Origin of the sequence: Bacteroides faecichinchillae JCM 17102 (assembly GCF_000614145.1) — a bacterium.
In the GTDB taxonomy this organism is placed as follows: domain Bacteria; phylum Bacteroidota; class Bacteroidia; order Bacteroidales; family Bacteroidaceae; genus Bacteroides; species Bacteroides faecichinchillae.
The window spans coordinates 37,429-59,751 of sequence record NZ_BAKK01000028.1; the positions used below are offsets into that span (position 1 = coordinate 37,429).

A 22,323-nucleotide genomic window follows, 5' to 3' on the forward strand; every position below is an offset into this window, starting at 1 on the left:
AGTCTTGATTGGCAATTTATAATATGATATTTTGATTATTCAATCTTTCCATTAGCTGCCTCCGGATGTTCGCGCAACCATCGACGATATAATTCAAAAAATGTGGGAGCATCGAGTAACTCTATAGAAGGATCAATCTCAGCAATTTTATTCATCATTTGTTTATGCCAAGAAGGTGATTTAAGTATATCACGATACCATCCGAAGGGAATAGGACTGTGTTGCATATCCTGTACAATGAAATTAGCATTTTGCTCAGGTGTCTGAACTAAATCCGAACCTGCACGTAGTATGGGCATATTACCGAAAAGTCGTGTGCGTGGTGTCTTTTGGGGTACTATTCCGTTGGGACTAAATGATGCATAACATTCTAATCCCTTGTCTGTTAAACCTGGTGCTTGACCGTCGATGACGAATCCGGTTATTGTCAGCCCCCATTTCTTATAATAAGGACGGCAATGTCTTGTCCAGGCATCCAGACCGTCGGGTAAACCTGATAATTCCCGTGGTGCTTGCAACATACCCGGCATGAGATAACCTGCACCGTTGTCAGCCGCTGCAAAATAATCGTTTGGCGAAGCTGTACGACGTATATAATCCATTACCATTGGTGCACGACGTTCGAGGACAGGGCTTATGCACCACATTAACGGTAATTTCCCACGTTCGGGGTCTTTCCATAGGTGGGGCAGTACACTTGTAATCCATGCTGAAGAGTCATAATCACCGACATAGAAGATAATGAATTTACGCCCCTCAATGCGTACATGACCTTTATCATCCAGATAACCAAGATGTTGTAATTCTTCATCTGTGATCCACTTTTGTGGATATTGTTTTGCCGTAGGATAATGTTGCCAGAATGAGGCGTTTGCCAAAGCTCCATAACCAATAGCGTCAGCGTCTTTAAAGGTATTGTAAGCACTTATGATACGGCTGAATTCCCATTCCGTAGCTACATCTTCATGTGAACCTCCTGCATGACGGGTATATTTATATGCCCAAGCGGGAAAACCACCTATGTGACATATCTTCTTGCCACGATTTATGCGGTATGCTTCACTAAGCATTTCGGTGAGAGTGGAGAAGTCGCTACCGACAGGTTGTGCTTTTTCGTCTGTTGCTGATTCATCAGCCCATGGGGAGAGATCGAAAAAGAATGCGCGGTGGCTGACAAAAAAGTCATGATTGGTAAGACAGTGAGCATTTATGGGCGCTGAGTGTGGGCTTTGTTTCCAATATTGGTCCAGATAGTAAGCTCCATATTCACCGCTACAACGATTACGTTTCATATAATTGCTTATAAACCAAATATATGGATCGTTTTTTATGGAACCGGTTGACGGACGGTCAGTTTGAGGAATTTGCCCTTGTCCTGTGAACATAGATGTACCGTCACGATTTACAAGCCATACTTTGACTTTTAGTTTGGGACCATTCATAATTAGCCGATTGTATAAACTTCCTTCCGAAGTATCGTAGCGAATAGCTATGAGATCTTCTATTCCGGCTACAGCCGAAGCTACACACGATGTGGAAGCAACATTCGTATCATAAACTACAGCACCACGAATTTTCTTTTTATAATCCTCGGTAAGCTTAACGATGTCATTGTAGTACACTGTATCACGTCTGTTAAGCCATTTACCTTTTTGTCTATATAGGTCCCACCAATATCGATCAACTTCCATGAATTCATTTTTCACGTAATTGATGTAAATGTGCGGTGCATTGCGATTGACAACACCCTGTAAAGTTGCAACACAGTGTAGTATATCCCATATCTCGTTTACTTGTGTTTGGCTATCCGGTGAGTAATTCCACATATATGATAAATCCAGATATGCTATTGGCTCGGTAGTTTTTTGTTGATTTGCGGCAAATAGCAGCGTATTGAGAGTCATTGCGATAATTGTAAGGAGAAGTTTTCGTGTCATAGCTGAAAAGATTTGGTATTTTGCAAATATAGTTGATTTTTGTGAATCAGATTGATAAAAAACGGATAATTGAGCAGTCAGATACGTGTTTTTTTGTTATATTTATAATGTAGGATATGCCACAGGAAGTCTGAAGAACTTATCCGGATCGGTGGAAAAATCACAGAAATGTAGATGAATAAAGAGCAGATAATGAATCCATTGGACGCGATTCGTGGGCGTGTTTTCGGTCTAACAATACAAAAAAGGTCCAATAATATGAAGTGAATTTAACTCGATGAACGTCAATTAGTGTTGGTTTGGGAAGGATGAAGAGAACGGCTATACAACCGTATTTCCTATTCCTGAGAAAATACGGTTGATGACAAATATGAAACAAAATTTCGGATATTGATGTTTTGAAAAATCATTTTCCTGTCAGCACATCAATCATTTGTTGTTGTTTCTCGTTATTTCGGATAATTCCAAATCCTCCTTTGTAGTCCCAATTGGCGTATCCGATACCATATTTTTCGCAGATGGATACGATGTCTTTATACCATTGTATACGATCTTTTTCGGGTGCTCCATGGATAACGCCAAACTCTCCAAGATAGGCTTTCTTACCAAGCTGGGTTGCTGCATCAAAGGCTTGTTTGATTTGATTCTCCAAAGTGTTGATGTCATTGTAGCCATTTTTGCCGGCTGCATAGCCATAACGGTTTTTCATGGATTGTTCCATTGCTTCGAAATCATTATCAGATATAAGATTACCGGGATAATGTATAGTGCATGGAATATCCTTCATGTCTGTCCATGATGCACGATAGTGGGTAAACATGAACGGATTGTAGAAATGAAAACTAATGATAATATTTTTATCATCCTTAGGGACACGTAGTTGTTTTACTGTGTCAAATGACTGCCAACGGTTTGAACCGATGATGATGGTGCGCTTGGGCTCTAATTCTCTTACAACAGCCAAACAATGATTGACTATAGTATTCCATACCTCCGGATCATCTGCCACAGGTTCATTCATAAGTTCGTATGCTACCATCGAACGAGGATATTTTGCTAACTCAGCAGATATTTTGCGCCAACATTCATAGAATCGTTCTTGTGCTTTCTTTTCTGTGAATAGCGGCTTGTCTTGTGCGTTAAAGTGATGGGTTCGAATGATATGCAGATCAACTACAGCACGCAAGTCAAACTCTTTGCACCATCCTAATGCTTTATGTAAAAGTCCGAATGCTTCTGAGTCAGGAGTTAAATCTTCGTTGAACATTTGTTCTTCATCGATGGGAATTCTCAGATGGTCGAATCCAGACTCTGCCAAGAACTTTACATCGTCGCGTGTAAACCACTTTATACGTTCTTCCCCTCGGCTATCACTCTGTGACAACCAATGACTGATGTTTATACCTCGATGAATAGTGAATGACTTGGCATTGCAAGTGCATAGCATCGTTGTAACTGTCATAATAAATAGCAGAAAAATCTTTTTCATGGTATTTGTATGTTAAATGGTTGATTAGTTGCTTACCACTCGTCAGGACCGTGATCATGCCCCCGTGGGCGAACCGGCTTTTCAGAATAAGGTAATTCTTTGCCTGAGTGGACCGCATAAAGTCTCTTAGCTGAATCCATCATTGCTTTGGTTTGCTCTTTATATGGACGGTCAGTGACGTCTATGCAACCACAGTTATAATTTTCACCATCCATACGTCCTAATATATCCTGATCATACCATGTAAAATAGGCAGTGCCAATAAGTCCCGGGTGGGCGTATCCATTCTCTACATAATATCGGTATGCTATTCCACGTTCTTTTTGTGAATCAACTTGCCAAAGAGATTGGCCTTGTCCACGATCAACCGTACCAAAATGAAATTCACCAATGATCATTGGGCGACCAGACTCTGCTAATACGCGGTCCATCATTTTGCTATCTGGTGCAAGTGCATAGCAGTTGAAACTGATGACATCAAATACTTTACTACAAATATCCAATAGTTTACCATTAACAGCATGTATATCTCCAAAGCGATAGCCGAGATTGAGATGATTGGGATCGAGTTTCATCTGCATCGCCTTCAATTCTTCAATATATCGGCGGAATGTATCATATACGAATGCTTTACGTGTTTCAGGGGTATCGCCATTTTGAGTTAGGTATTTTATTAAAGCAGTTTTAATTCCTCTTTCAGGACCGTCGATGATTAGTTTACATACGCGTTGCTCTTGCCCTACCCAAACAGGTTCGTTCCCCATAAAATAACCTATCAGCCAGGGATTATCACGATTGGGGTCAATGGTATGACGCATTGAACGTTCTAACTTTTCATGAAAGTTCTCTTCATAAATATTACCCAAACCCATAAGAGAAGCATCAGCACCAGCGGGGTAGAGTGTGCACATAAAGGCTTTTCGGTTCAGTTGCTCTAAACGTTTGTCGGACCAGTTACCAATGGTATTCACCCCCCATTTGTCCATACGTTTAATTGTGGTTTCGGCAGCTTTAGTGAAGTTATCTTCACCATAACGCCGTTCGAGATTCCAAGCATCATAGTATGCTATCGTACCATTGCGTGAATCAGTCTTGTGAATGAATTTTTCGGGTGGTAGTTGCTTAAGCATATTTTCGCGATGTTCGACATTACGTACTGAACCTCCTCCTGAATTGTACACACAGTCGACACCTACTGAAAGGAACAGATATCCTTCAGGATCGACGAACCACCAACGTCCGTCAATACATTCGGTACGGAAAAATCCGGTACCTTTGATGCGATGAGCTTTATAACCGCCGTATTTCGAATAACCGTAAAGTTTTTCTGCTGATACTTTTTCTTGTTCCTCAGCATGCCATGCTTTTTGAAGTTGATTTGATGAGTGTATCTTATTTGGATAATCGACTAAGTTGGACTGTCCGAATTCATCTAGTGCAGGTATTTCTCCCAGATAGGTATCTCCCGGATCATTAACAGCAAGTTCAATGTTACGAATTTCGAAGGTTTGATCGCCGATTGGTGCTCGCATACGTGCTCCAAGTGAATCAACTCCTGTCATAGGACCTACATTTCCGCCAATATTTATCCACCCTGTGTAACGTGCTGATTGTAAGTGGCAGCCATATCAACCGCGGAAGCTGGAGGTTCGCTAAAAAAACGTATGGGAATGGCTAGACGATTCCATTGGCCGGGGGTATAAGAATGAATACGCACTTCATCGTAACCATGTGAGGTGGTAAATCCCAAATGAAAACGTTGTGAGGTTGATACTTTCATTTCGATGATCACATAATTATAGCCATTCCAGTCTGTAGGCATTTTAGGTTGATGTCATGAATAGCGATTTTACCGCCAGACATCTCTCGTGAGGAATTAAAGCGAATGCTGTGGCTTGGTGAGTTGGCCACTGTTGTTACTGCCCAGAATGACAGTAAAGTACAAATAATGTGTAATTTCATAATGTATAGCAGTTTAGTTTGATAGCTAAAAACAAAGGTAAGATTTTTATTTTATTTTATACTTAAAAAATAGGCCGTCTTGCAATAAATTGTAAAACAGCCTATATCATATAAAGCTTTCGATCAGAAAGAATTAGTATAAAATCTTTAATCGAAGAAACTCTTGAATTTCTTAAATATTTTCTCTTTTACGGAAGTACTAGGCTTAAAATTATCGGAATCGTCCATTTTTTCAAGCATACTCTTTTCTTCTTTGTTCAGAGCTTCCGGTACATAGATGCTGATGTTTACCAATAAATCTCCTGTTCCGTAACCATTAACATTTGGAAGTCCTTTGCCACGTAAGCGAAGAACCTTTCCTGGTTGTGTACCTGAATCGATTTTTACTTTTACTTTCCCGTCAATTGTAGGAATTTCTACTGCACCACCTAGCGCGGCTGTTGGAAAACTTAATAATAGATTATAGATTAAATCATTTTCGTCACGAATCAAGTCCGGATGCGGTTCTTCTTCTACAAGGATCAGCAGATCTCCTGGTACACCATTGTGCTTTCCGGCATTTCCTTTTCCACTCATGGAAAGCTGCATACCGTCTGCTACTCCGGCAGGAATCTGTACGGTTACTACTTCCTCGCCATAAATAATTCCGTCTCCTCCACACTCGTTACACTTGTTCTTGATGATTTTACCTTCACCATTACAAGTTGGACAAGTAGCACGAGTTTGCATGGTCCCTAAGATTGTTTGCTGGTTACGGATTACTGTACCACTACCTTTACAAGTTGGACAAGTTTCTGTGTCTCCGTCACTTTCAGCACCTGTACCATGACAGTGATTACATGGTACATATTTTTTGAGTTTGAATTTCTTTTCTACTCCTGTTGAGATTTCTTTTAAAGTCAGTTTCACCTTCACACGAAGATCGCTACCGCGATAGCGTCTTTGCTGTGTGCTACCACCACCGCCAAATCCACTGAAACCACCAAAGCCTCCGCCACGGCCTCCGAAGATATCACCAAACATAGAGAAGATATCATCCATAGACATACCTTCGCCACCGAAACCTCCGAATGGACCGCCATTGCCTGCCGCACCGCTTACGCCTGCGTGTCCGAACTGATCATAACGCGAACGTTTGTCCGGATTGCTCAATACATCATATGCTTCGGCGGCCTCTTTAAATTTCTCTTCCGCCGTTTTATCACCCGGGTTTTTATCCGGGTGATATTGGATTGCTTTCTTGCGATAAGCTTTTTTTATTTCTTCTACTGTGGCTGTCTTCGATACTTCCAGCACTTCATAATAATCTCTTTTTTCTGCCATCTTTATTTTGTTTTCAGCCAATCATTATTCATTATTCATCGTTCATTAAATAACTATTCTCCGACCACCACTTTTGCATGGCGGATTACTTTGTCATTTAATGTATATCCGGTTTGTACACAATCCAGGATTTTTCCTTTTTGTTCCTTAGTCGGTGCAGGAATAACGGCGATTGCTTCATGATAATCGGTATCCAATGGTTGGTTGATAGTTTCGATTACTTTTACTCCGTTTTGTCCCAGAACTGCTATGAATTTGTTGTAGATTAGTTCGACACCCTCTTTAACAGCATTGACATCTTTAGCTGTTTCCATAGTCTTAATTGCACGTTCGAAGTCATCAATTACAGGTAAAATGCTACTGATGCTTTTTTCGCTACCGTTCAGGATAAGTTCTGCTTTTTCCTTTATTGTACGTTTACGATAGTTATCGAATTCAGCAGAGAGACGCAGATATTTGTCTTTCTGTTCTTCGATGGTAGCATTAGCTTCATCGAGTTCTTTCTCTAACTTTTCTTCCGGAGTCAGAGGAGTTACATCTTCCGCTTGTTCATTCTGCGGTTGATCCGCTGTATTCTGAGTTTCTTCAACGTTCAGTTCTTCTTCTTTTACTTTTTTTTCTTTAGGGTCCATATCTTAATCTATTTTTTGTTCATAATATCAAAATACCGAGCAAAAACTTTGCCAATATGGCGGTTTTGCCAAAAAACGTTGCAAAGGTAATACATTTATGCCAGATTGACACATTCCTAATAGTTCATTATTCATTTTAAATGTCTACCTTTGCACACTCAAAAGGTCAATAGTAACTAGTAAAATAGTAAATAATAGAAGATGATTACAGTTTCAAACGTTTCGGTACAGTTTGGTAAAAGGGTGTTGTTTAATGACGTAAACTTAAAGTTTACGAGTGGTAACTGCTATGGTATTATTGGTGCCAACGGTGCAGGAAAGTCTACATTTCTTCGTACGATTTATGGAGATTTGGATCCTACAACCGGTTCAATAGCATTGGGACCGGGAGAACGACTCTCAGTCTTGAGTCAGGATCACTTTAAGTGGGATGCTTTTACAGTAATGGAAACCGTGATGATGGGGCATACCGTTTTGTGGGATATCATGAAACAACGTGAAGTGTTGTATGCCAAAGAAGACTTTACAGATGAGGATGGATTGAAAGTATCTGAACTGGAAGAAAAATTTGCTGAACTTGATGGATGGAACGCAGAGAGTGACGCTGCTATGTTGTTGAGTGGGTTGGGTGTGAAGGAAGATAAGCACTATACATTGATGGGTGAACTGAGTGGTAAAGAAAAGGTACGTGTGATGCTGGCACAGGCATTGTATGGTAACCCAGATAACCTGCTATTGGATGAGCCTACCAATGATTTGGATATGGAAACAGTAACCTGGTTGGAAGAGTATCTTTCAAATTTTGAACATACGGTATTGGTTGTGAGCCATGACCGTCACTTCCTTGACTCTGTTTGTACACATACTGTGGATATTGATTATGGAAAGATTAATCTTTTTGCAGGTAACTATAGTTTCTGGTATGAATCCAGCCAGTTGGCTCTTCGTCAGCAACAGAACCAGAAGGCAAAAGCGGAAGAGAAAAAGAAAGAGTTGGAAGAGTTTATTCGTCGATTCAGTGCTAATGTGGCGAAGAGTAAACAGACTACAAGTCGTAAGAAAATGTTGGAAAAACTGAATGTCGAAGAAATTAAACCTTCTTCACGTAAGTATCCGGGTATCATTTTTACCCCCGAACGCGAACCGGGTAATCAAATTCTGGAGGTATCAGGGTTGAGTAAAAAGACAGAAGAAGGTATTGTATTGTTCAATGACGTAAACTTTAATGTGGAAAAGGGAGATAAAATTGTATTCCTTTCACGTAATCCGCGTGCAATGACAGCATTTTTCGAGATCATTAATGGAAATATGAAGCAGGATGCCGGACACTTTAATTGGGGGGTGACTATTACAACGGCTTATTTACCTTTGGATAATACTAGTTTCTTTGATACGGACTTAAATCTGGTAGACTGGTTAAGTCAGTTTGGTGAAGGTAACGAGGTATATATGAAGAGTTTCCTTGGGCGTATGTTGTTTTCTGGTGAAGAAGTATTGAAGAAGGTTAGTGTTCTTTCCGGAGGCGAAAAGATGCGTTGTATGATTGCCCGTATGCAGCTTCGGAATGCAAACTGTTTGATTCTGGATACTCCGACTAATCACTTGGACTTGGAATCTATCCAGGCATTTAATAATAATCTGAAAACATATAAAGGAAATATTCTTTTCTCATCTCATGACCATGAGTTTATTCAGACGGTTGCAAACCGTATTATCGAATTGACTCCGAATGGTATTATTGATAAGATGATGGAATATGATGAATATATTACTTCTGATCATATCAAAGAGTTGCGAGCGAAAATGTATGGCGATTAATAAATAATCGTTTATAAATAGCGGGCTGAAAGTTTAACTAAATGTAATCCGTATGGATTGTTAGTTTGGCTTTCAGCCCGAATTATATACTGGAATTATTTCTTGTAAATCAGTTTACTAGGAGTATTTGCTCCAAACAAATCATCACCTAATGTAGTAATTTTATTTCCTGTAGCTACAACGTGTCGAAGATTGTCGCATCCCATGAATGCTCCATATTCAATAGCTGTTACACTGGGTGGTAGCTCTAATGTGCCGCAAAGACGTCCGCAATTACTGAATACCCGTTGTCCTATAGATTTGAGGTTATGTGGTAAATAAACCCTCAATAGGTATTTTTTTTGTGAAAAAGTGAAATCCGGAATCGCGGTAACATTTGTGTTGGAAATGTCAATAGAGACTAAATTAGGCATATAGTCACGTATTAATTTGAAGTCTGCATTATCAAGTTTTCCTTCAATAGTCAGAAAATTAATATCTTTTGGCTGTAATCCGGCACTGATTATTTCATCTTCTAACTTACCCATTGCTCCAACTTGCAACGTCGTTTCTACCGGTTCTCCTTCAATGAAAGCAAATTTTTCCCATCTGTTTTTATTGCGATATTCGTCACTACTACCTAACGGAACAAATATAGCGGTTATGCTATCTGCTAATGCTTCCGGTAGCAAATTAGGAGCTGTCTTTTTTCGGATCTGACAGATTTTTAGTTTATCACAACCTTTGAATGCAGCGTCTTCTATATTCTTGGTCTTTTCAGAGAGAATAACTTTCTCAAGAGTTGCTTTTCCTTTCGTTACACCATTTACTACGTTTGAAAATGCATAAGCTGGAATAAAATTCGGCATATACATATAAAACTTTCCATCTGGATAAGTTCCTGCTTTTCCGCTATACATCTTTATTTCAGCATTAGAGATATCCAATACTTTCAGATTATTAAATTCATCTCGCAGATGCCTAAAGTCTTCCGCGTTCAGTTTTCCTGTTAGTGTCAGATGCGTTACACTGTTTGCTTCTTCTTGAGTCATCATGGAAATCAGTGTGCCGGGTTTGCTGACATAATAGGTTTTACTCACTTGTGAGGCTGCTCCTAAAGCGTTAGTAGCCAGTAATAAACTTATCAGTAGTTGTCTAATTTTCATAATCATGCAGATTTATTCATACAAATATAGGAAAAATAGATAAAATACGACGTTATTTTATGTTTTATATCTAATTTTGCAACCTGATAACACATTATAAAAAATGGAAGTGGAAGAATTGATTGAAAAAAGGAAGCTCAACGTATTCCTGCATGGGTAAGTATCTTACTAATGATGGTGGGGGGCTTTATGTTTTTTGGGCTATATAGTACGATCGTTAGTTGGGGATTAGCGGTAACTATTGGGGAAGGAGTGATGAAAGCAGGGATGTGGAAGTATATTATAGCAGAATTCTGTATGTTGCTGGCTGTTCTTTCTTCGGCAATGATTCTGCTTTATTGGGAGCGTCGTCCTTTTTCAGATTTGGGATTATCTCTAAAAGGTCATATTGAAGGAATTTGGTATGGAGCTTTATTGGCCTTTGCAATATACGTTATTGGTTTTGGTTTGTCTTATGTTTTTGGATTAGTAGATGTAACAGGTTTTCAATTTGATCCTGTAACATTAGTATGGACTTTCTGTTTTTTCTTGCTTGTTGCATTGACGGAAGAAATTATGATGCGTGGCTATATTTTGGGACGATTGATGCACACTAAACTAAATAAGTTTCTTTCTCTTTTGATCTCCTCTTTATTATTTGCTACTATGCACCTTTTTAATCCGAGTATTTCTTTTTTACCAATGTTGAATCTGGTGCTTGCCGGGATGCTTCTTGGAGCACCTTTTTTATATACCCGTAATCTTTGCTTTCCTTTGTCACTCCATCTTTTTTGGAATTGGATACAAGGCCCAATATTAGGCTATGAAGTGAGTGGTAATGATTTTGGTACTTCAATGCTGACTTTGTACTTGCCTGAAGAAAATGTACTAAATGGCGGAGCCTTCGGGTTTGAAGGCTCGCTCATTTGTACAGTACTTATGATTGTATTTACTATTCTGATTATATGGTGGGGAGAGAAAAGAGAAGCAATCAGTCTTGCGGTACCCCGATCATGCTAAGTTGAATACGTTTTCGGTTGGTATCTACATTCATGACTTTGACCATGACTTGCTGGTGAATAGATACGATTTCTGTAGGATCAGAGATATATCGTTCCGCTAATTGGGAGAGATGTACAAGTCCGTTCTCTTTTATACCTATATCGACAAATGCTCCGAAATTTGTGATATTTCCTACTATGCCAGGTAGAATCATACCTTCGCGTAGGTCTGTAATGGTACGTACATTTTTATCAAATTCGAAAACTTTAATTGTTTTACGCGGGTCACGTCCAGGTTTGTCAAGTTCTTGCATAATATCTTGCAAGGTTGGTAAACCGACAGTAGAGGTAATATAATTAGATATATTAATTTTCTGTCGAAGTTCTTTATTTGCGATCAATTCGCTGACAGAACATTTCAGGTCTTTTGCCATTTGTTCTACAATACAATAGCTTTCCGGATGTACAGCTGTATTGTCCAAAGGGTTTTGTGCATTAGGGATACGAAGGAAACCGGCACATTGCTCAAAAGCTTTCGCACCCATTCGTGGAACTTTTATTAATTCTTTACGAGAGGAAAATGCTCCGTTCTCAGCACGATAATTTACGATGTTTTGTGCTAATTGTGGACCTAAACCGGAGATATAAATCAAAAGATGATTGCTAGCTGTATTCAAGTTTACACCAACTAGGTTTACGCAGTTTTCAACTGTCTGGTCAAGTGCTTTTTTCAGTTTTGTCTGGTCTACATCATGTTGATATTGTCCTACTCCAATAGACTTGGGATCGATTTTGACAAGCTCTGCTAAAGGATCCATAAGTCGGCGACCAATAGAAACGGCTCCTCGTACTGTTACGTCATAATTAGGAAACTCATCACGGGCGATTTTGGATGCCGAATAAATAGAAGCTCCCTGTTCACTAACTACAAATACGGGGATCTGACGGTCGAAAGTCTGCTGATTGATAAAATCTTCCGTTTCACGGCTGGCTGTCCCATTTCCAATTGAGATAGCTTCAATCTGATAAGCTTCTACCATTTTACGAAGTTTGGAAGCTGCTTCTCCGGTTTTGCTGACAGGAGGATGAGGATAAATGTTTTCATTATGCAATAAATTGCCCTGTGCGTCCAGGCAGACCACTTTGCATCCTGTACGAAATCCAGGATCAATAGCAAGTACCCGTTTTTGTCCTAAGGGAGGTGCTAATAACAACTGACGTAAGTTTTCTGTAAATACAAGGATCGCTTCATCATCTGCTTTCTCTTTGGACTGAGCTGCAAATTCTGTTTCAATAGAGGGCTTGAGTAGTCTTTTATATGAATCAGTAATTGCTTCGTTCACTTGACGGCTGCATTCGTTATTGCCATGAATAAAATGTCGTTTCAGGCGTTCAATGCATTCTTCGTCATCCGGATTGATAGACACTTTTAATAATCCTTCTGCTTCTGCTCTACGAATGGCAAGTAGACGATGAGAAGTACAACGTTTCAAAGATTCGGAAAAGTCGAAATAGTCTCGATATTTAGCAGCTTCTTCCTCTTTCCCTTTTATCACTTTGGCAATGATTTGCCCCTGACGATTAAATTGGTTACGAATAACATTTCGAGCTCGTTCGTCTTCATTTACTTGTTCTGCAATGATATCGCGAGCACCTTTCAATGCATCTTCTACATCTTTTACTTCGCCTTTGACGAACGTAGCAGCTTTGGAAGTGAGATTGTTTTCTCTCTGTAACAGCATGATCGTGGCAAGAGGCTCCAAACCTTTTTGACGGGCTACCTCTGCACGTGTTTTCCGTTTGGGTTTATAGGGAAGGTAGATGTCTTCCAATTCTGTCGAATTCCAAGTACCGTTGATACGTTTTTCAAGTTCCGGAGTTAGTTTTCCTTGTTCTTGGATTGTACTAAGAATTGTTTCTTTTCTTTTAGTTATATCGCATAATTTATCATGCTGGTCTTTGATATTTTCAATTTGTACTTCATCTAGTCCACCTGTAACTTCTTTACGGTAACGGCTAATAAAAGGGATAGTTGCACCTTCTGCCAGGAGTTGGAGAGTACTACTGATCTGTTTTTCCGGTATACCTAATAATCCGGAAATCATTCTGTGAAATAAATCCATAAATATTTTTTTTGCAAATAAATGAATGACAAAAATACACATAAATCTATTATAGCCAACAAGTTTTATTATATTTGCAAGATAAAATAACAAGAGTGCACATCAAAACTATATAAGCATGTCAGTTTGGGTAAGACACATAGAATGCCTGATTATATTAGTGTTGTTTCTATTCCAGTCCGCTAATTTACGGGCCGTTTCTAAGGACAAAAATCCTATTCTGATTATCTGTTCTTATAATCCGGCGTCACAACAAACTTCTGTAACTATTTCGGATTATATGGAAGAATATCAAAAACTGAGAGGAAAACATGATATTATCATTGAGAATATGAACTGTAAGAGTTTCTCAGAATCTCCTCTTTGGAGTGAACTGATGACTGAGATTCTTTCGAAATATCAGGGAGATAGACATCCGGCACAAATTATTCTTTTAGGTCAGGAAGCATGGGCTGCATATCTTTCACAACGCGATTCTATGCAAATAAAAGTACCTGTAATGTGTAGTCTGATTAGTAGTAATGTAGTGATTTTACCAACTGATACAGTTTCCTCTTTGAGCACTTGGTTGCCTGAATCTATTGATCTTTTCGGCGATCATCTTGACATTCCTGAACTAAAATCAGGTTTTATTTATCAGTATAATATTGATGATAATATTCGGATGATTCAGTCTTTTTATCCAAAAACTAAGAATATTGTTTTCATCTCGGATAATACTTATGGTGGAGTGACTATGCAAGCGTTGGTACGTAAAGAAATGAAGAAATTTCCTGAGTTGAACCTAATTCTTTTGGACGGACGCCAACATACTATTTATACAGTTGTTGAAGAATTACGACATCTGCCGGAGAATACGGCGATCATGGTAGGAACTTGGCGAGTAGATATGAATGAAGGTTATTTTATGAGAAATGCTACATACGCCATGATGGAGGCTGCACCCAAAATTCCTACCTTCACACCTTCCTCTGTGGCCCTTGGCTATTGGGCTATCGGAGGAGTTCTGCCGAATTATAAAAAGGTTGGAGAGGATATGGCTGTAGCAAGTATAAGAATTGACGATAATCCGGAAGATACATTGCAAAATTTAACTGTCATTGGCAGTAAGGCAGTATTGGACTATCGGAAAGCGAAAGAATTGGGATTGAATCCAAAGATTCTTCCTTTAAAAGTACAGATTGTCAATCAGCCTGTTACTTTTTACCAACAGTATACTTATCAAATATGGATGGCAGGTTCCGCTTTTGTTATATTGGTGTTAGGATTGTGTATTTCACTTTTTTATTATTTTCGGACAAAACGTTTGAAGGATGAATTATTAACTTCGGAGAAAGATTTGCGGATAGCGAAAGATAAGGCTGAGGAATCCAATCGTCTAAAGAGCGCTTTCCTTGCTAATATGAGCCATGAGATTCGAACACCTCTAAATTCGATTGTTGGATTCTCGGATGTGCTATCAATGGGCGATAGTACGGAGGAAGATCGTCAATCTTATTATAAAATAATTAAGTCTAACTCTGATTTGCTGTTGCGTTTGATTAATGATATTCTGGACTTATCCCGTTTGGAAGCAAATCGGGTAACTTTGACTTGGGAATATTGTGATATAGTGCAGTTGTGTAAGCAAGTTGTGGCTTCGGTAAGTTTTTCCCGGCAGTCTTCGGACAATCAGTTTCTGTTTAATAGTCGATATGAGGCTTTTCAGATGGAAACTGATGTACAGCGTATCCAACAGGTCATTATTAATCTGATGTCGAACGCAGATAAATTTACGAAGAATGGAAAGATTACGTTGGATTTTTACCTAGATGAGAAAAAGAAGGTGGCTATTTTCTCAGTAACAGATACTGGATGTGGTATTCCTAAAGAGAAACAAAAGTTGGTGTTTGAACGCTTTGAAAAATTGAATGAGTATGCTCAAGGAACTGGTCTCGGATTGTCGATATGTAAATTAATTGTATATAAATGGAAAGGTGATATATGGATTGACTCTGATTATACAGAAGGGGCACGTTTTGTATTCTCACATCCGCTAAATATAGAGAAAGAATGAAAAAAAACGTATGTATTTTTGTCTGGCTTCTTTGCTTAGTGCTGTCAGTGGCAGCCCAGGAGAAGTTCGTGAAATTAAAGATTGTACAAACGAGTGATGTACATGGTAATTACTATCCTTATAATTTTATCACTCGTCAGGAATGGGAGGGAAGTTTGGCGCGTATATATGTTTTTGTGCAAAAAGAACGTGAACAATATAAAGAGAATTTGATTTTACTAGATAATGGGGACATATTACAGGGACAACCTACGGCATACTACTATAATTATATAGATACGATTTCTCCTCATATATGTTCGGAGATGATGAATTTCATGAAATATGATGCTGGGAATATGGGAAACCATGATGTGGAAACCGGGCGTAATGTATTCGATCGTTGGATTCGTATATGTGATTTTCCGGTATTGGGCGCTAATATCATTGATACGTCTACTGGAAAAACTCATCTGGCTCCGTATAAGGTGCTTGAACGTGATGGTGTGAAAATTGTTGTATTGGGAATGATTACGCCTGCTATACCTGCGTGGCTTTCGGAAAACCTATGGAGTGGACTGAGATTTGATGATATGGAGGAAACGGCACGTAAGTGGATGAAAATCATTCGTGAAAAGGAAAATCCGGGTTTAGTTATTGGCTTGTTTCATGCAGGTCAGGAGGCATTTAAGATGTCGGGGAAATATAACGAAAATGCATCTTTACAAGTTGCGAAAAACGTTCCGGGTTTTGATATCGTATTGATGGGACATGATCATACACGTGAGTGTAAGAAGATAATAAATGTTGCGGGAGATTCAGTATTGATTATTGATCCCGCTAGTAACAGTGTCGTGTTTTCTAATGTAGATATAACCTTGAAGTTGAAAGATGGTAAGATACTGCATAAAGATATTCAGGGAGTACTGACTGAAACGAAAGATTATGGAGTAAGCGAAGAATTTATGAAACATTTTACTTCTCAGTATGAAGCGGTACAGAATTTTGTTTCTAAGAAGATCGGTACATTTACGGAAAGTATTTCAGCACGTCCCGCTTTCTTTGGGCCATCGGCTTTTATCGACCTGATTCATAGGATACAACTTGATATAACCGGAGCTGATATTTCTTTTACTGCACCTCTTTCTTTTGATGCAGAAATTATGAAAGGAGAAGTGTATGTTAGCGATATGTTTAATCTATATAAGTATGAAAATATGCTTTATGTGATGACTTTATCCGGAAAAGAAATCAAGGATTATTTGGAAGATTCTTATTACTTGTGTACGAATCAGATGAAGTCTCCAAATGACCATTTGCTTTGGTTTAAAGAGAAGCTTAAAGAGGGGGCGGCGGATAGGGCTGCTTTACAGAATTTCAGTTTTAATTTTGATTCTGCGGCGGGTATAATATATACAGTGGATGTAACTAAACCTAGGGGTGAAAAGATTACTATTATTAGTATGGCGGATAGTACTCCTTTCCGCATGGAGGAGACTTATAAAGTGGCTTTGAATTCTTATCGTGGTAATGGAGGTGGAGAATTGCTGACTAAAGGAGCAGGTATTCCCCAAGAGAAGTTAAAAGATCGCATTATATTTTCTACGGATAAAGATCTTCGCTTTTATTTGATGCAATATATTGAAAAGAAAAAGATAATAAATCCCCAGGCTCTTAATCAGTGGAAGTTTATTCCTGAGGAATGGACAGTTCTTGGTGCTAAACGGGATTATGACTTACTTTTTAAAAAAGGGAAGGAGAAATAACTATCTATGTTTTTTGTAAATAATGAAATGAGCGGTTTTTGTTTTCACTTTGGATAATTCTATTGTTAGTAGCTAGTCAAAAAGTAGGAGAAAATGTTCTTTTTCTCTGATTGAGGCTTTGGATAAGTTGGAAATTGGATAACTACTGGTATATTTGTCGTCAAAAAGAGAGTGTATGAATATCCAACATGTTCCTAAAATAGGTATTTCATCAGTGTTTCATTCTAAACATATAGATCCTGCTAATATTGATGTTGTAGATAATGATATTGCACTATTTGACACAGAGAGTATAATATCTTTGTTTGATGGTCCAAGTAAATTGGAAGTATTGAGCGTAGGTCTTTGTTTGGGAGGAAGTACTAATTTTAATATAAGCCTTCGTGATTACGAACTGGTTCCCGGTAGGATGGTAGTGGCATTACCTAGCCAAATTATTGAAAATCGGAAAGTAAGTAGTGGTTTCAAGGGAATATTTTTCGCGATATCTAAGAATTTGTTGGAAGGATTGCCTAAAATGGGGAATGTACTCTCACTCTTTTTCTATTTGAAAGATTATCCATGTCTTGATCTCACTCCCAGTGAACAAGAATTAGTCTTAGAGTATCATTCATTTATCCGTAAACGATTGAAAAATAAAGAAGATGCTTATCGTAAGGAAGTAGTAGTTGGATTGATGCAGAGTTTCTTTTTTGAACTTTATAATATTTTTCGTAATCATGCTCCGGTTGTATCAACTGTAGTGTCTAGTAAAAGTCGTAAGGAGCATATCTTTGAACAATTTTATGAGTCTCTGATTCAATCGTATCAATCCGAACGAAGTGTAAAATTCTATGCTGATCAATTGTGTCTGACACCTAAACATCTTTCGGGCGTAGTGAAGGAGATTAGTGGTAAAACGGTGGGAGAGTGGATTGACGAGTTTGTGATATTGGAGGCGAAAGCTCTTTTGAACTCAACGAGTATGAATATACAGGAGATAGCTGATCGGTTAAACTTTGCCAACCAATCTTTTTTTGGAAAATATTTTAAACATTATGTGGGAGTATCTCCTAAAGAATATCGTAAGAATAGATAATAATGACAAACGTATCTACAGTTCTTCTACAATACTCCTGAGCGTACACGACTTAATGTTTCCGGTGTCATTAATAAATAAGAAGCTATATTTGCTAATGGAGCTCGTTTGATTATTTCAGGATGCTGTTCAAGTAAGAGATTATATCGCTCACGTGCAGTTTCGAAGCGCCATGAGTCTGCTTTTATCTGTGATACAATCAGGGAATATTCTAATATTTTCCGATAGAACATATTGATTTCCCAGTTTTCTTGTGTTAATTTCTGTATTTCATCATAAGGAAATAAATATATAACAACAGGCTCTAATGTTTCAACCATCAATCGGGTGGGAACCCGCTTCAGAAAACTTTCAATACACATCAATATGCAACCTTCATAGGAGAAATGTTCAGTGACGTCTTTTCCATTTTTATAATAATATTGTCTAAGCATTCCCTTGCCAACAAATACAATTTCGTTGGCTATTGCTCCTTCCTTGAGTGCTATTACTCCTTTTGGGTATTCTTTGCGAATTAATATCTTTTCTATCTGTCGGCGTCCTTCGAGACTCATTTCCGGAAAACGGGAGTTTACAACGGCATCTACTGTTTCTCTTAATAATGTATCCATGTCTTTTCCGTTTTGTTGTGTGCAAAAATACTAAAAACGAATGACATAAATCAGGTGTGGAACAAAAAAGATGTATCTTTGTTTTTGAAATAAGATATTTATGGTAATGAAAAAAATAATAGAAATGGCAGTATTACTGCTATGTTTGTATGGTTGTGCTAAAGATAATGATGCTATCTATTACCCGATAAGTAACGTGGATATTGAAACAGGAGGTCCGGCTTTGATAGTGGAAGAAGGGCAAGTTCCTCTTATTCGGAGTTATAATGACGAAGATTATGTGTTGGATACTGTTGCGCAATATCCGAATAATCCGACATTGGGTAAATTGACATTTATGATTGATTTGAAGAACCAGTTAGCTGACGAAGAAGTTGTCGGCTTTAATGGTGTTGGAAAATCGAAATTAACTATGAGCCTCGGTTATAAGGACGGCAATTATTCGGCGATAAGCAAGTGCCTATATATACATCTCTGGATGTAACGACTCGATATGCGGTTAAACTTCGTTTGAAGGGGGAACTAGCTTTATCGGGAGATGAATGGATGATAGATTATGTGTATACTCAACTGGCTAGTTTGTTTCAACCGTATCCACCATCCTCTTTTCCGGCTGAGGTGTTCATGTGCAAAGGGGGGATGAAATTTGGAACTTTTGATCCGTTTCGCAGAACTTGTACTTTTGATATAAGTTATGATCGTTCAGATTTGTCTTTTAGCCAATTATATTTTAATATGTTTATTAATTTGGCTGGGCAGAAACGGGAAGACAGAATTCGTTTGAGATTGATAAGGAATCATTCTTTGAGGTATATGAGCAGAAAGAGGCTGTTTAGTGTTAAATTAAAATCCATAGACACAGTGAACTCCTAATGAAAAATGATTGTCATGTTTACTCCAAGAATATTCTATGGCTGGTTCTAGATGGAAATGCTCTAAATGAATTGAATCGCAAGTTATTTCGAGATGTACTGATAATTATGCTTGCTTGCTATGTTTATGACTTTCTCTGTGGTCATGCGTTCTAATCCCCCACCTATGCCCATGGAGTGTGATCTCCATGGGTGCGAAGATAATGTGCATGTATTCCAAATACCCAATTGTGATGTGAATGTGAGTAGGTTACACTCGGACTGATACCAATCCCATTTCGAGCATGATGATGTTTTTGAGCTTATCTTTTGAAGTATATATCCATTTTATTTTATTCAAAAAGACAAGGGAAATATATGGGTAACTGGAGTGAAAAACACTAATAAAAGAAGGAAAGAAAGGAAAAACATAAGATACGCCAGAAACATTCGGAAAATATTTTTATGGCTTATCTAAATTTTCTTTTGGATCTGTGGTTTTAGGAGTTGTAGTTTCATATATTGCAGATAGTAATGTTAGAAAATGGGTATTTCTAATGTTATAACAGGGCGATATTGTCATTATTTCTACATCATTTATGAAACGGTGTTTGTTGATATATTGCTTTACTTGTCTTTAATCATAATTTTTCTAATAGAAATGCAAAATCTTTGCTGAAATAGCCTGTTATACAATAAATATCTGTAAATTTACCTTCTGCGAGCAGGTCGGTAGTCGTTATATATTTAATACTTTTTCCCCTATGTTCTTAATATTCAACTAACTATTTATGAAATTATTTTGAACTTGTATTAAATTAATTGCTATGAGAATTGTACAGACTTTTTAGACTGCAAATAATTCACTTTTGGAGAATGGATTCGGATGGTTTCATCCACAATATCACTTGATGTCATGGGCGCTAAGTTGTCTGAGTCTGCGTGAGCACTATAATAACGTGGTCTTTTATACAGACAGCAATGGTTATAATATCTTTATTGATTTGCTGAAACTGCCTTATACGGACGTGGTGGTACAGTATGACGATTTGCCATGCCCTGATGTTCATTGGCTTATCCCAAGTTTTTTACTTATTCTTTACAGAAAGAACCTTTTATCCATGTGGACGGAGATATACATTTTTCTTGCCGGTTGGACGCTTCCATAGAGTCCGGTGCATTAATCGCTCAAAACATGGAGATGGGTACTCAATATTATAAAGGTATGATGAACGATCTCTTGCGTAGGGACTATCGGATGCCGGAATTCTTGCGTAAGGCTTTGGAACGTGATGCCATTCTCTCTTATAATGCTGGTTTCCTGGGTGGCAATGACCTTGATTTTATACAGGAGTATTGTCGGATTGCTTTTCAGTTTATAGATGATAATGGTTTGCTTGATTATCATAGCCATAATATTAGTGTCAATAACAATCTTTTATTCGAGCAGACTCTTTTTGCTGCGCTTGCCGAAGAGCGTGGTAAAAAGGTTACGAGTGTGTTTGATATGGTGGTTCCGGATAATGGCTATGATTATTTCCGTTTCTGCGATTTCTATCGGTTCGAGGAAGTCAAGTTTTTGCATCTGTTGGGCAGGCATAAGCGCAACTTGCGTATCTGTGAACTGCTTGGCAAAACTTTGCTTGACCGTTATCCTGAGTATTATAAGCGTATCGTGGAACTTTTCCCACAAAACAACAAGCGCTTAGGCAATGTCAAACAGACGCCTCCGGATATGACAATACAGAAATGTATCGCATTATATCAGGATTATTTGTGTGACCGCATTGCGGATTGGAAGGATCTGTCTACCATTACACTTTATGATTGGGAGAAGCGGCTTTCTGCCTATCCCCGTTTTATCAATGCTGATCGTGAACGGCAGTCTGCTTGCATTATCGGTAAGAATCCTTATGCGTCTGTGTTTGAGATCCCCATAACTGGCCTGATTTGGCTAAACATCTGTTAAAGGAACGTGTAAATCGTGAACGTTGTGGCAGAAGTGCGGATGTGGTGTGTGTGCCTTGCTTGTTGGGTGAGGGATACAAGGAAGCGTTGTTAAGTGATTGGGGATACAACATGTTGGCTTTGTTGGATAAAAGAGATGAGTTTTGGTGAATTGCTTTGTGAATTGAGAACTTCTCTTTCATCGGATATCCGCAACAATGAAGAAGGTGTCTATCGTTCGGTGCGTGCCGAGTTGGAATATTTGTGTTATAATGGCATCGTTTATATAAAACCGAAATCAGAGAAATAACAACTTTTTTGTCTAATATTAAAAAATAAGAGTTTTATGGAAACAAAAAATGAAAATCAGAGTAACAGAATTAAATTGAAAGAAATTACTCAACTTTCTCCGGATACGCAAAACTATAGTTATGGTTCTTGCGGTTCCTGTGGAAGCGGTTTAGGAACGGGACCTGATGACTGTATGTCTCAGGATTTGCTTTTAGAACTTAGCGATAGAGGGGCTTTAACTTCGGAAGTTTATGTGTGCGGTTGGGGATGGACATTGCCTGGCGGAACAATCTATGGCTTTTGCGGTAGCTGCGGATCATGCGGTTGTGGAAGCG

General features: G+C 38.4%; 16 protein-coding genes and 4 pseudogenes. 11 read left to right on the forward strand and 9 right to left on the reverse strand.

Annotation, left to right across the window (positions count from 1 at the left end):
* Positions 1–35: 35 nt before the first annotated feature.
* The 6 genes from JCM17102_RS13975 to JCM17102_RS14000 all read right to left on the reverse strand — a co-directional run bounded on the left by JCM17102_RS13975 (position 36) and on the right by JCM17102_RS14000 (position 7,343).
* Positions 36–1,937 (reverse strand): GxGYxYP domain-containing protein, encoded by a 1,902-nt coding sequence (locus JCM17102_RS13975; protein WP_025075590.1) that lies wholly within the window; start codon positions 1,935–1,937, stop codon positions 36–38.
* A gap of 406 nt (positions 1,938–2,343) precedes the next feature.
* Positions 2,344–3,426 (reverse strand): glycoside hydrolase family 5 protein, encoded by a 1,083-nt coding sequence (locus tag JCM17102_RS13980; protein WP_025075591.1) that lies wholly within the window; start codon positions 3,424–3,426, stop codon positions 2,344–2,346.
* A 32-nt stretch (positions 3,427–3,458) separates the two neighbouring features.
* On the reverse strand, positions 3,459–4,988 hold the full coding sequence (locus JCM17102_RS13985; protein WP_025075592.1) for a hypothetical protein: 1,530 nt from the start codon (positions 4,986–4,988) through the stop codon (positions 3,459–3,461).
* 23 nt (positions 4,989–5,011) lie between these two features.
* Positions 5,012–5,248 carry a hypothetical protein gene (locus JCM17102_RS13990; RefSeq protein WP_025075593.1) on the reverse strand — a complete coding sequence of 79 codons (237 nt, stop codon included), beginning with the start codon at positions 5,246–5,248 and terminating at the stop codon, positions 5,012–5,014.
* Positions 5,249–5,535: 287 nt separating this feature from the next.
* Positions 5,536–6,711 (reverse strand): molecular chaperone DnaJ, encoded by a 1,176-nt coding sequence (gene dnaJ / locus JCM17102_RS13995; protein ID WP_025075594.1) that lies wholly within the window; start codon positions 6,709–6,711, stop codon positions 5,536–5,538.
* 53 nt (positions 6,712–6,764) lie between these two features.
* Positions 6,765–7,343, reverse strand: a complete 579-nt coding sequence (locus JCM17102_RS14000; RefSeq protein WP_025075595.1) for a nucleotide exchange factor GrpE — start codon at positions 7,341–7,343, stop codon at positions 6,765–6,767.
* Positions 7,344–7,544: 201 nt separating this feature from the next.
* Between JCM17102_RS14000 and JCM17102_RS14005 the strand changes: the two genes are divergently transcribed.
* Positions 7,545–9,161, forward strand: coding sequence for an ABC-F family ATP-binding cassette domain-containing protein (locus JCM17102_RS14005; protein WP_025075596.1), 1,617 nt, complete (start codon positions 7,545–7,547; stop codon positions 9,159–9,161).
* Positions 9,162–9,256: 95 nt separating this feature from the next.
* Here JCM17102_RS14005 and JCM17102_RS14010 read toward each other — a convergent pair whose 3' ends face one another.
* Positions 9,257–10,306, reverse strand: a complete 1,050-nt coding sequence (locus JCM17102_RS14010) for a leucine-rich repeat domain-containing protein (RefSeq protein ID WP_025075597.1) — start codon at positions 10,304–10,306, stop codon at positions 9,257–9,259.
* 144 nt (positions 10,307–10,450) lie between these two features.
* Here JCM17102_RS14010 and JCM17102_RS27720 point away from each other — a divergent pair, with 144 nt between their 5' ends.
* Positions 10,451–11,305 carry a CPBP family intramembrane glutamic endopeptidase gene (locus tag JCM17102_RS27720; protein WP_051572923.1) on the forward strand — a complete coding sequence of 285 codons (855 nt, stop codon included), beginning with the start codon at positions 10,451–10,453 and terminating at the stop codon, positions 11,303–11,305.
* On the opposite strand, the gene JCM17102_RS14020 is transcribed toward JCM17102_RS27720, so the two are convergent.
* Positions 11,277–13,409 (reverse strand): Tex family protein, encoded by a 2,133-nt coding sequence (locus JCM17102_RS14020; RefSeq protein ID WP_025075599.1) that lies wholly within the window; start codon positions 13,407–13,409, stop codon positions 11,277–11,279. The two genes, JCM17102_RS27720 and JCM17102_RS14020, sit on opposite strands and share 29 nt — an antisense overlap.
* A 118-nt stretch (positions 13,410–13,527) precedes the next feature.
* Here JCM17102_RS14020 and JCM17102_RS23975 point away from each other — a divergent pair, with 118 nt between their 5' ends.
* From JCM17102_RS23975 to JCM17102_RS14035, 3 genes are all read left to right on the forward strand, one after another.
* Entirely contained in the window at positions 13,528–15,465 is a 1,938-nt protein-coding gene (locus JCM17102_RS23975) for a sensor histidine kinase (protein WP_033886883.1), read from the forward strand.
* A complete protein-coding gene (locus tag JCM17102_RS14030) occupies positions 15,462–17,210 on the forward strand; it encodes a bifunctional metallophosphatase/5'-nucleotidase (protein WP_025075600.1) in 1,749 nt (582 codons plus the stop codon). Before JCM17102_RS23975 ends, JCM17102_RS14030 begins: the two co-directional genes overlap by 4 nt.
* Before the next feature lie 175 nt (positions 17,211–17,385).
* Positions 17,386–18,288 carry a helix-turn-helix domain-containing protein gene (locus JCM17102_RS14035; protein ID WP_025075601.1) on the forward strand — a complete coding sequence of 301 codons (903 nt, stop codon included), beginning with the start codon at positions 17,386–17,388 and terminating at the stop codon, positions 18,286–18,288.
* A 26-nt stretch (positions 18,289–18,314) separates the two neighbouring features.
* Here JCM17102_RS14035 and JCM17102_RS14040 read toward each other — a convergent pair whose 3' ends face one another.
* Positions 18,315–18,899, reverse strand: coding sequence for a Crp/Fnr family transcriptional regulator (locus tag JCM17102_RS14040; protein WP_025075602.1), 585 nt, complete (start codon positions 18,897–18,899; stop codon positions 18,315–18,317).
* A 100-nt stretch (positions 18,900–18,999) separates the two neighbouring features.
* Between JCM17102_RS14040 and JCM17102_RS27725 the strand changes: the two are divergent.
* The 6 genes and pseudogenes from JCM17102_RS27725 to JCM17102_RS23990 form a co-directional block, all read left to right on the forward strand.
* Positions 19,000–19,735 (forward strand): annotated as a pseudogene (locus JCM17102_RS27725) (DUF3845 domain-containing protein).
* 470 nt (positions 19,736–20,205) lie between these two features.
* Positions 20,206–20,316: pseudogene (locus JCM17102_RS32675) on the forward strand (hypothetical protein); the annotation flags it as partial.
* A gap of 345 nt (positions 20,317–20,661) precedes the next feature.
* A pseudogene (locus JCM17102_RS31790) lies at positions 20,662–21,719 on the forward strand (DUF6734 family protein).
* A complete protein-coding gene (locus JCM17102_RS31795) occupies positions 21,701–21,868 on the forward strand; it encodes a hypothetical protein (RefSeq protein WP_245798528.1) in 168 nt (55 codons plus the stop codon). Before JCM17102_RS31790 ends, JCM17102_RS31795 begins: the two are co-directional and overlap by 19 nt.
* Positions 21,855–22,007: a hypothetical protein gene (locus JCM17102_RS31800; RefSeq protein ID WP_245798529.1), complete on the forward strand. Its 153-nt coding sequence runs from the start codon at positions 21,855–21,857 to the stop codon at positions 22,005–22,007. The genes JCM17102_RS31795 and JCM17102_RS31800 overlap by 14 nt, the downstream gene beginning before the upstream one ends.
* 36 nt (positions 22,008–22,043) lie before the next feature.
* Positions 22,044–22,323: pseudogene (locus JCM17102_RS23990) on the forward strand (hypothetical protein); the annotation flags it as partial.